Below are 10,417 nucleotides of genomic sequence, written 5' to 3' on the forward strand. Positions count from 1 at the left end.
CGATGCCCGCCACGCTCTACGACAGCCCCTATTACCGCGACCAGTTCAGCACGGGGCCCATGCGCGCGCTCTTCTCCGACGACGGCCGATTCGCCTCCTGGCTGGCCTACGAGGCGGCGCTCGCCCGGGCCGAGGCCGCCTGCGGCGTGATTCCCGACGAGGCGGCCGAGGCCATCGCGACGGCGGCGGCCTCGACCGACATCCTCGATCCGGCGGCCATGCGCGACCATTTCGAGCGCGTGGGCTTCGCCATCCTGCCCCTGGTCAAGCAGCTGCGCGACGCCTGCCCGGAGACGGCAGCGCGCTACGTCCACTGGGGGGCGACGACGCAGGACGTGCTCGACACCGGGCTCGTGCTGCAGATGCGCGAGGGCCTCGCCCTGATCGAGGCGGAGCTCGACGGGACGATCGCCGCCCTCGCCCGGCTCGCCCGCGCCCACCGCGACACGCCCCAGGCCGGGCGCACCTTCCAGCAGCACGCCGTCCCGATCACCTTCGGCTACAAGGTGGCGGGCTGGCTCGACGAGGCGCTGCGCCACCGCGCCCGCCTGCCCGCCCTGAAGGAGCGCGCCTTCGCGGTGCAGTTCGGCGGTGCCGTCGGCACCCTCGCGCCGCTCGGCGACGGGGGGACGGCCGTGCGCGCCGCCCTCGCCGCCGAGCTCGACCTGCGCGACCCCGACATCACCTGGCATACGGGGCGCGACGGCCTGGCCGAGGTGATCTTCTGGCTGGGCCTCCTCGGCGGCCTGCTCGGGCGGATCGGCACCGAGGTCGCCATGCTCATGCGTTCCGAGGTCTCGGAGGTGCGGGAGCCTTACGTCCCCGGCCGCGGCGCGTCGTCGGCCATGCCGCAGAAGCGCAACCCGATCGCCTGCCCCCAGATCATCGCCATCGCCACCCGGCTGCGCGCGCTGGTGCCGCAGATGATGGAGAGCCAGGTGCAGGAACACGAGCGCGGCATCGCCGCCATGCCCGTCGAATGGATGGTGATCCCCGAGGCGTTCCTCCTGGCGTCGGGGGCGCTGATGCACGCGCGCCCCATGCTCGAGGGGCTCGACGTGGACGCGGCCAACATGCGCCGGACCCTCGACGCGGGCGGCGGGCTCATCATGTCGGAGGCGGTCAAGTCGGGCCTCGCCGCGACCCTCGGGAGCGCCGGCGCCCACGAGGTGATGACCGCCGCCTCGGCGCGCGCCATCGACGGGGGCGTGCACCTGCGCGAGGCCCTCCTCGCCACGCCGGTGGTGACGGAGGCCTTCGCGGAGGCCGAGATCGACGCGCTCCTCGACCCGGCGGGCTACACCGGCTCCTGCGGGGCCATGGTTGATGCGGTGCTCGCGCGCGCCGCCAAGGAAGGATTCGAGACATGAACGACCGTTGGAAGGTCCGCCCCGAGGGGTCCACCTGGGGCGATTGGGGCCCGGACGATCAACTGGGGCGGATGAACCTCGTCGGGCCCGAGCAGGTGCGCCGCGGCATCGCCGAGGTGGCCGAGGGGCGCACCTTCTGCCTGTCGCTGCCTCTGGACCTGCCCGGCGGCAACGTGCTCTCCCCGGTGCGCTTTCCGCCGGCGCTGCGCCCGGTGATCCGCAACGACGCGCCCTATTTCAACTACAACTGGCGCGACTTCGACCCCCGCTTCCCCGACATCGCCGCCGACGACGCGGTGCTGCTCTATACCCAGTATTCGACCCAGTGGGACGCGCTGGCGCACCGCGGCTCGAACTTCGACGTGATGGGCGACGGGGTCGAGCGGCAGGTCTACTACAACGGCTTCCGCGCCGGCGAGGACCTGACGATGGACGCCGACCACGTCACCTGCGCCCACCGGCTCGGGATCGAGAACTTCGCCGCCCACGGGATGCAGGGGCGCGGGGTGCTGGTGAACCTGCACAAGCACTTCGGCGACGACCGGGTCGAGGTCGGCTACGACGACCTGATGCGGGTGATGGAAGCCGACGGCGTCACCGTCGAGGAAGGCGACATGCTGCTCCTGTGGACGGGGATCGATCGGCTGATCCTCGCCGGCGCGGGCGACCCGGACCCCGCCATCAAGACGGCCTGCGCGGTGCTCGACGGCCACGACGACAAGCTGCTGCAGTGGATCACCGACAGCGGGATCGCCGCGCTCATCTCCGACAACATCGCGGTCGAGGCGGCGGGCAAGGCGCTGCCCGACGACTACTGCGGCTCGATCCTGCCGCTGCACGAGCATTGCCTCTTCAAGCTGGGCCTGCCGCTCGCCGAACTCTGGCATCTCGCCGACCTCGCCGAATGGCTGGGCGCGGCGGGCCGCAGCCGTTTCCTGCTGACGGCGCCGCCGCTGCGGTTGACCGGGGCCGTGGGCTCGCCCGCGACACCGATCGCCACCGTCTGATGGGCGGCGGGGGGTATTTCGCCCTCGTGCGCCCCTTTCTCCATTTCATTTGATAGATTGGTTCCATGCCCACCGTACCCACCACACCCTCCGCCACTCCACCGGCCCCGTCGAAGCGGCCCTCGCTGAAATCCCGGCTGCGCAAGGCCCTGTTCGGGTCGGCCACGGCCGCCCTGCGGGTCGATCCCACGGGTGCCACCGAAACCGCGGCGCAGAAGATGCTGGTCTCGCGCCTCGCCGATCAGCCCGCGCGGCTGCAGTCGCTGGCCTGGCAGGCGGAGGCGCAGGGGGATTTCACCCTCGCCCTGCGCGCCTGGCTCGCCATCGCCGCCGGCCCCGCCCCGCAGAAGGGATCGGGCCTGACGATGGGCAAGGTCTACGGCAAGCTCGCCGTGCTCGAGACGCGGCTGCGCCGGACCGTGGCCCTTTATGATCCCGGTGCCCTGCCCGACCTCGGGACAATGCCGGAGGTGGCGCTCGACCCGGAGAAATTCGTCGGCCATTCGAAGCCGGGGGCCCGTTCGCTGCAGCGGCAGGCCGGGCTCCTGGCGGATTACTGGGATGCGGCGCGCAAGATGACGGCGGCGCGGCGGGCCCGGCTCTGCAAGGCCTATGCCGCACTCGCCGCCAAGCGCAACAAGGCGCAGCGGCAGCATATCGCGCGCGCGGCGCTGCAGCCCGTGCTGGCGGCCTGGCCCGACTACCAGACGGCCTATCCGCTGTTCTACAAGGCCACGCTGCAGGAACTCGTCCAGGATCGCGAGAGCGGTGTGGACACGGCGGTCGCCGAGGCGCAGCTCGAGGCCTGGTGGCGGTTCTTCGCGACGGTCCGCGACCGGCTGACGGCATCGACGCTCGGCCAGATCTGGAGCCTGACGCTGCGCTTCGCCCAGCGGCTCCAGGACGGGGGCGGGCTCGAGCTCTCCGACCGGGTGATCGCCGCGGCCTTCGACGTGCCCGACGACAATACCGCCGCGCTGCCGCTGATGGCCCGCGCCTGCGAGCTGCGCGGCGACGTCGAGAGCGCCGCGCGCCACTGGCAGCTCTATGCCGCGATCATGAACCCCGTCTCGACGAAGAGCGGGACGATCGTCGCCAAGAACGCCAAGGACCGGGCGCGCCGCGCGAACTACGGGCGCAGCCAGCTGCGGGAGATGCGCGCCCGGCTCGCCCTCGAGCATCACGACGCGGGCCGCATCCGCGCCTTCCGCGAGCTGGCCGTGCGCGTCGTCGAGAGCCTGCCCGACCAGCGCCAGCTGAAGTACAGCCCGCTCTTCCTCGACGTGGCGCGCCGCTACGTGCAGGAGGCCCTGCGCGAGGACGGGGCCTTCCAGACCCCCGTGCCCCGCGCCCCCGGACAGGTGCGCCGCGTGGTGCTGGCGCTCGACATCCTCAAGGTCTCGGAGGTGCACACCCATTCGCGCGTCGTCTTCACGATGTGCCGCAACCTGCTCCTGCACGACCCCGACCTCGAGATCGACGTGGTCGTCACCAACGAACGCTTCGCGGTCACCACGCCCGTCGTCTCCCCCTCCTTCGGGCCGGGGCGCGAGACCGCCCTCGAGACGCGGGCGCGGGCGGCCCTGGGCGATCTCTACGACAGCCGCTTCCGCCTGCACGTCCACCAGGGCAGCGGCCTCGAGGGGGTGGTGCGGAGCACCCGCGCCATCCTCGATCTCGGCCCCGACCTCGTGCTCTACGGCGGCGGCCACCGGGGTCTCTTCTCCAACGAGAGTCGCCTCGTGCGCCACGCGCTCTATGATCTTGTTCCAGCGGTATTCTTCTATATTCAGGCCAACAACCAGGTGGATCCGAAGTTCGACATGATCATTGCCCGCGGTCCCCACGCGATCGAGGGCGAGCCGGGAGAGACCTGCGTGCGCGTGCAGCCCTATCCCACCATCGTCGACCTGGCCCTCGCCGAGGCCCAGAGCGAGATCGACCCGCGCAAGGCGCGGGCGAAGACCATCGTCTCGGCCATCACCGGGGTGCGCATGGACGTGCGCCTCTCGGAGATGACGAAGGCCGAGATGGCGGATTTCTTCTCGATCCTCGACCGGGTGGAGGGATCCGTCTGGCATTTCATCGGCTGTCAGGACATCGCCGCCGTGCGCGCCGCCAACCCCGAGATCGCCAAGCGCATGGACGCGGGCCGGATCCGGCTGCACACGGTCATGCCCTTCGAGGCCTTCACCGACCTCGTGGGCAATGCCTCGCTCTTCCTGCACCTGCCGGGGTTCACCGGCGGCTCGGGCGGGGCGGCGGTGGCGCGGCGCGGGGCGATCCCGATCCTGACGTTCAACCATTCCGACGTCTCGGGGCGTCAGCCGCCCGACACCGTCTTCGAGGAGGACGCGCGCGCCGATTTCGCCGACCGCGCGGTCAAGCTGCTGACCGACGAGGCGGACTGGCGCGCCACCGCCCAGGCCCAGATCGACCATACCGCCTGGATCCGGGAAACCTCGGTTCAGGGCTTCCACGACTGCCTGTCGGAGGCCGCGCGCCTCGGCCGGGCCCGCCTGACCGCCGGCGGGGCCGTTTCGGCGGACGGCTGACACCACGTCGCCGCCCTTGGAACGTCAGCTGCTCCGCGCCTACCGCCGGCTCGTGCCGAACCGGTTCAAGCGAGCGCTGTCGCCCGAGCTGAAGTCACGGGTGCTCGAGGGGCTCCTCTACCTGACGGCCCGGCCGGGGCTGGCGGAGCTGCGCCTGCGCCACAAGGCGGTCACCGCCGAGCGGCGCGGCGACTGGGCGGCGGCGATGGCGTTCTGGCAGCGGCTGGCGCTGATGAACCATCCGCCCCGCGACCCGGACGACGCGGATGCCGATCCGGTCGGGCTGGCCCCCCCGCAGCCCGACACCCCCGAGGCGAACGCCCTGCGCAAGACGCGCCATGCCCTCACCGGGCTGCGCCGGGCGCGGGCGCGGCAGGCCCTCGCGCTCTACGACGCGGGCCGCGGGCGGGAGGGCGACGCCCTTGTCGCCGCCGCGGTCGAGAGCCTGCCCGACCACCGCATCCTCAAGAACGATACCGACATCCTCGCCGCCGCCGCGCGCTACCTGCAGCGCGCCCTCGACGCCGAGGGGGCCGGCCCCGACACGGTCCGCGCGCCCGGCATCCCGCCCCGCCGCATCGTCTTCTGCATCGACGTGCTCAAGATCTCCGAGGTGCATACCCACGCCCGCGTCCTCTTCGCGATCTGCCGCAACCTGCTCGACCACGACCCGGATCTCGTCGCCCATCTCGTCGTCACCCGCGAGCGCTTCGCCGTCACCACGCCCATCGTCTCGCCCACCTTCGCCTCCGACCGCGTCTCCCTGGCCGAGGACCGGGCGCGCGCGGCGCTCGGGGCGGACTACGGCACGCGCTTCCATCTGCACATGCGCGACAGCCCCGGGCTCGAGGGCGTGCTCGACACCTGCCGCGCGATCCTCGACCTCGGTCCGGACGTCGTGCTCTACGGCGGCGGCCACCGGGGCTTCTACTCGAACGAGAGCCGGCTCGTGCGCCACGCCCTCTTCGACCACCTGCCCACGGCCTTCTTCTACATCCAGTCGAACAACCAGGTGGACCCGAAGCTCGACATGATCATCGCCCGCGGCCCCCATGCGATCGCGGGCGACCCGGGGAAGGCCCGCGTGCGCGTGCAGCCCTATCCCACCATCGTCTCGGGCGCGGCCGATCCGTCCCCCACCCCCGTCGACCCGGCCAAGCGGCGCGGGCAGGTCATCGTCTCGGCGATCACCGGGGTGCGGATGAACCAGCGCCTGGCGCAGAACGATCGCGCGACGATCGACACGCTGATGTCGATCCTCGACGACGCGCCCGGGGCGGTCTGGCATTTCATCGGCGCCGCCGACCCCGAGGCGCTGGCCCGCGACCTGCCCGCGATCGGGCGGCGCGTGGCCGAGGGACGCGTGATCGTCCACCCCGTCCTGCCCTTCGACGCCTTCTCCGATCTGGTGCGGAGGGCCGCGCTCTTCGTGCATCCGCCGGGCTTCACCGGGGGCTCGGGCGGGGCGGCGGTGGCGCGGGCGGCGAGCGTGCCGATCCTCACCTGCCGCGACAGCGACGTCTCGGGGCGCCAGCCGCCCGGCACGGTCTTCGCGGCGAACGACATGAAGGGTCTCGCGCGGGCGGCGGTGCGGATCCTGTCGGATGACGACGCCTGGGCCGAGGTCGCGCGCGCCCAGATCGCCCACAAGGACTGGATCCGCCGCACCGCGCCCGCGGGCTTCCACGATTGCCTGCGCGAGACGGTCGAGGCCTTCCGCGCCCGGCGAGGCTCGAAATAGGCCCTGTTCCGCGCGTCAGGGCCTAGAATCCGACCCGCGCCGCGTAGTCGGCCAGCGGATAGGGCGGCTGCCAGCGCACCGGCACGATCCGGCCCGGGTGGCGCGCGGCGAGGGCGCGCTGCTCCCGGTCGCTGAGACAGAGCCGGGCCAGCCCCGCGCGCGCGGCCGCCGGAATATCGGCATCGGTGCGCGTGTAGCTCGGGTCGGGCACCCGCCAGCCGGGCCCGTAGTAGGCGGCGAGGAAGGCCTCGGGGTCGGCCGGCGTCAGCACCTCCGTCCCCCGCAGGAGACCCCGCCCCGGCGTCTCGAAATCCGACAGCGGCAGCGGCAGCGCGGCATGGCGGTGCAGCCAGACCGTCCCCGTCCCGGGCGCGAAGACCGGCCGGTTGTCGAGATGGCACCAGGCCGCCCCGTCCCGCGCGCGCACCCGGAAGGGCCGCCCCGCGTCATTGAGGACGAGGGTGTACCCCATGCCGGCGAGCCGCTCCATGATCCCGATCGCCTCGTCCCGCACCGCCTCCGGATCCGCCGCGGCCGAGGGGTAGCCCACGTCGAAATCGTCGTCGCCCGGAATGAAGTCGCCCGCCCGCACCTGCCCCAGGAGCGTGCCGTAGAGGACGAGGAGCGGGCGGTCGAACGCCTCCGCGAAGACCGCGCGAAGCTCGGAATAGAGACCGAGATAGGCCTCCTGCCGCCGCGCCAGCTCGCCTGCGTCGGGGCGCAGGTTGCCCTTCTTCTCGAGCGGGCCGCGCCGGGCGATCTCCGCGGCGATCCCGCCCCGTCCGTGGGGCACCCGGAGCCGCCAGCCGTCGCCCGCCCCCCGCGCGGCGAGCCGCCGGCCGTCGCCGATCTCCGCGCGCAGCACCGCGTCCGGGGGAAAGAGGTCGAGGACGGGCCGCGCGATCATCGTGCGGAACCGGGCCGTGTCGCCGCGCCAGGTCAGCCGCTCCGCGCGCAGGACCGTGCCGTCGAGCGTCACCGTCACGCGGTCGGGCCGCGCCGCCCCCGGGGCCGCGCGCAGATGCCCCGAGACGCGCAGGCCCAGATACCCCACCTGCACCAGAACCTCGCCCGGCGCCGCCGGCGGGACGGGCCCGTCGGGCGTGGCGGTGACATGGAAGAGCGGGTCGTCCGCGCGCCCCGCCGCGCGGGCCGCCGCGAAGGCGAAATCGGGATGCCGCGTCACGCGGTGGAGCCCGCCGGCCACCGCCCCGCGCAGACCCGCGGGCAGCAGCCCCGTCCGGGGGGCGATATGGCGGTGGTAGCTGTCGAAGAGCCGGCGGCGCATCCCGTCTCTCCTTGGGTCGGGCGCGGTGCTTATCGCCCCGCGCCCGCGCCGGCGCAACGCCCCGTCAGAGGATCAGGTCGTTCGCGTCGATCGGCGGATCCCCGTCGAGGTCGATCGAGAAGTCCGAGGCCCGGTCGCCGTCGAGGTCGATGTAGAGCCGGCCGATGCTCTCGTTGTAGCGGACCTCGTTCGCGGACCCGGTATAGGTCGCGCCCACGAACGTGAGCGTGCCCGCGAAGCCCGACAGGTCGATCGTGTCCTCGTTCGCGCGGAAGTCGGTGATCCGGTCGCGCGCGCCCGACTGCGCGCTCTGGTTGACGTTGCTCCAGATGAAGGTGTCCGCCCCGCTGCCGCCGGTGAGCACGTCGGTGCCGGTGCCCGCGATGAGCCGGTCGTCGCCGCCGCCGCCCGAGAGCGTGTCGTCGCCCGAATTGCCGACGAGCGTGTCCGCGCCGCGCCCGCCCTGGACCGCGTCGTCGCCGTCGCCGCCGCGGATCAGGTCGTCGCCGAGCCCGCCCGAGAGCGCGTCGTCGCCGTCCTCGCCGTTCATGTCGTCTTCGCCCGCGCCGCCGAAGAGTTCGTCCGCGTCGTTGCCGCCGCGCAGGAGATCGTCGCCGGCGTTGCCGGCCAGCACGTCGGCGCCGTCGCTGCCGAAGAGACGGTCCTCGTCGTCGCCGCCGCGGATCGTGTCGTTGCCGTCGCCGCCGGAGGCCGCGTCGTCGCCCGATCCGCCGCGGATCCAGTCGGAGCCGTCGTCACCGCGCAGAAGATCCTCGCCCGATCCGCCCTCGACCACGTCGGAGCCGGCGCCGCCCTCGACGGTGTCGTCGCCCGACCCGCCGCGCAATTCGTCGTCGCCGTCGCCGCCGAGAACGGTGTCGTCGCCCGCGTTCGCCAGAACCAGGTCGTCGCCGCCGCCGCCGGCGATGTCGTCGGCCCCGACCGTGCCCTCGAGCACGTCGTCGCCGCCGCCCACCTCGTAGACGTTGATCGCGTCGGAGTTGCGCGCCGCCGCCAGCACGAAGGTCCGGCCGTCGATCTCCACGGTCTGCAGGTAATTCGCGCCGGAGAGCGCGCCCTGCCCGGTGTTGGCCTCGATCGACTGCACCGGGAAGAGGGTGCCGAGGGCTCCGGTCAGCGGATCGGTCTCGATCTCGAAGACCTGCACCGCGCTGCCGTTTCGCGACGCCACGGCGAGGAGCGCGCGATCCCCGATCTCGATCACCCGCGCCTCGATCAGGCCGTTGAGCGCGGTCGCCGACTCGATGATTTGCACCACCTCCAGGGCGCTGCCGTCGAAGCGCAGGACGGTGACGGCATCGCCGGCGAATTGCGGCGCGAAGACATAGACGTCGTTGCCGATCGCGAAGGTGGTCAGGCCGGTGGTGCCGTCGAGGCTGCCGTCGGCCGCCCCGTCGAAATCCGTGACCGAGGTGAGCGTGCCGTCGGGATTGACGCTGAAGATGGAGAGGCCGTCGTCCGTTTCGGCGCCCACAGCGAGATAGGTCGTGCCGAAGCGGGTGAAGGCCTCGATCCCGAAGACGCCGTTCAGCTCCAGCGTGGCGTCCTCGGCGATGTTCTGCACCGAGGTGAGGCCGCCGGCCGCGCTCAGCTCGAAGACGCTGAGTCCGTCGCCGGAGAGGCCGCCGGCATAGATGTAGGTGCCGCCCGAGGTCGTGACGGTCTCGATCCCGAAGATCCCGTCGAGATTCGTGTCGGGGTCGCTGTTGTTGAGCACCCGGTCGGCGAAGGTCAGGTAGGGCGGCGTGTCGCTCACGCTGAAGACGGTGAGGCCGTCGGTGGTGCTGCCGCTCGGGGCGTTGCCGGCCACGAGGAAGGTATTGCCGCCGACCTCGACCACGCGCAGCGCGGTCACGTCCTCGAGGGTCGTCCCCGCCGTATCGGCCAGGGTGCCGACCGGGGTCAGCGTGCCGTCCGCATCGAGGGTCGAGATCTGGATCAGGTCGCTGCCCCGCGATGCGGCATAGACGTAGGTGACGCCGCCGATCACCGTGCTTGCCGTCTCGTGGAGGTTATCCAGGTTGCTGAAGTCCTGCAGCGTGTCCGTCAGGACCAGGCTGTCGCCTCTCAAAGTTGCCATTGTATCATTCCCCTTTGTTGAACTCGTTGGGTTGGAAATCGTGAAAATCGGGGGCGGGCCCGGCCGGGGCCCTCCGGGTCAGAGAAGGACGCCCTCCTCCGTCGGGGCGGGGCCGCCGTTGTCGACGCCCGCCGCGACAGTCGGGAAACCGGTCCGGCCGGCCTCGTAGTCGAAGCCTGCGTCGCCGTTTCCGGGCGATGCCCGGTCCGTCGTGTCTGTCCGGATGATCTGGTCTGGCATACGCCCCCCGCCGTTGCGCCGGGGCGTATTCCTTGTCCCCCGATTCCGCTACGTCAGCTTAGCAGGGGGGTGATACGGGAAAAGACAGGTTTTCCTGTCCTTACGGTCTGTTTCC

The 10,417-nt window shown here is 72.2% G+C and carries 7 protein-coding genes; 4 read left to right on the plus strand and 3 right to left on the minus strand.

What is annotated here, in order from left to right; genetic code table 11:
- The first annotated feature begins 2 nt into the window (after positions 1 to 2).
- The 4 genes from HSX43_RS18585 (at position 3) to HSX43_RS18600 (ending at position 6,673) form a co-directional block, all read left to right on the plus strand.
- Complete coding sequence (locus HSX43_RS18585; RefSeq protein WP_179381643.1) at positions 3 to 1,370, plus strand: class-II fumarase/aspartase family protein; 1,368 nt, start codon at positions 3 to 5, stop codon at positions 1,368 to 1,370.
- Positions 1,367 to 2,377, plus strand: coding sequence for a cyclase family protein (locus tag HSX43_RS18590; RefSeq protein ID WP_179381644.1), 1,011 nt, complete (start codon positions 1,367 to 1,369; stop codon positions 2,375 to 2,377). The genes HSX43_RS18585 and HSX43_RS18590 overlap by 4 nt, the downstream gene beginning before the upstream one ends.
- Before the next feature lie 65 nt (positions 2,378 to 2,442).
- Complete coding sequence (locus HSX43_RS18595; RefSeq protein WP_179381645.1) at positions 2,443 to 4,932, plus strand: hypothetical protein; 2,490 nt, start codon at positions 2,443 to 2,445, stop codon at positions 4,930 to 4,932.
- 16 nt (positions 4,933 to 4,948) lie between these two features.
- The gene (locus HSX43_RS18600) at positions 4,949 to 6,673 is read left to right on the plus strand and encodes a glycosyltransferase family protein (protein ID WP_179381646.1); all 1,725 of its coding nucleotides are present in this window, start codon (positions 4,949 to 4,951) and stop codon (positions 6,671 to 6,673) included.
- Between the two features lie 22 nt (positions 6,674 to 6,695).
- Here HSX43_RS18600 and HSX43_RS18605 read toward each other — a convergent pair whose 3' ends face one another.
- From HSX43_RS18605 to HSX43_RS18615, 3 genes are all read right to left on the minus strand, one after another.
- Positions 6,696 to 7,961: a LicD family protein gene (locus HSX43_RS18605; RefSeq protein WP_179381647.1), complete on the minus strand. Its 1,266-nt coding sequence runs from the start codon at positions 7,959 to 7,961 to the stop codon at positions 6,696 to 6,698.
- 64 nt (positions 7,962 to 8,025) lie between these two features.
- The gene (locus HSX43_RS18610) at positions 8,026 to 10,062 is read right to left on the minus strand and encodes a calcium-binding protein (RefSeq protein ID WP_179381648.1); all 2,037 of its coding nucleotides are present in this window, start codon (positions 10,060 to 10,062) and stop codon (positions 8,026 to 8,028) included.
- 78 nt (positions 10,063 to 10,140) lie between these two features.
- Complete coding sequence (locus HSX43_RS18615; protein WP_179381649.1) at positions 10,141 to 10,302, minus strand: hypothetical protein; 162 nt, start codon at positions 10,300 to 10,302, stop codon at positions 10,141 to 10,143.
- Positions 10,303 to 10,417: the final 115 nt, after the last annotated feature.

The organism is Jannaschia marina (genome assembly GCF_013404595.1).
In the GTDB taxonomy this organism is placed as follows: domain Bacteria; phylum Pseudomonadota; class Alphaproteobacteria; order Rhodobacterales; family Rhodobacteraceae; genus Jannaschia; species Jannaschia marina.

Coding starts and splice junctions, on each gene's coding strand:
- HSX43_RS18585 (WP_179381643.1), top strand. CDS start 3: ATGCCCGCCACGCTCTACGACAGCCCCTATTACCGCGACCAGTTCAGC.
- HSX43_RS18590 (WP_179381644.1), top strand. CDS start 1,367: ATGAACGACCGTTGGAAGGTCCGCCCCGAGGGGTCCACCTGGGGCGAT.
- HSX43_RS18595 (WP_179381645.1), top strand. CDS start 2,443: ATGCCCACCGTACCCACCACACCCTCCGCCACTCCACCGGCCCCGTCG.
- HSX43_RS18605 (WP_179381647.1), bottom strand. CDS start 7,961: ATGCGCCGCCGGCTCTTCGACAGCTACCACCGCCATATCGCCCCCCGG.
- HSX43_RS18610 (WP_179381648.1), bottom strand. CDS start 10,062: ATGGCAACTTTGAGAGGCGACAGCCTGGTCCTGACGGACACGCTGCAG.
- HSX43_RS18615 (WP_179381649.1), bottom strand. CDS start 10,302: ATGCCAGACCAGATCATCCGGACAGACACGACGGACCGGGCATCGCCC.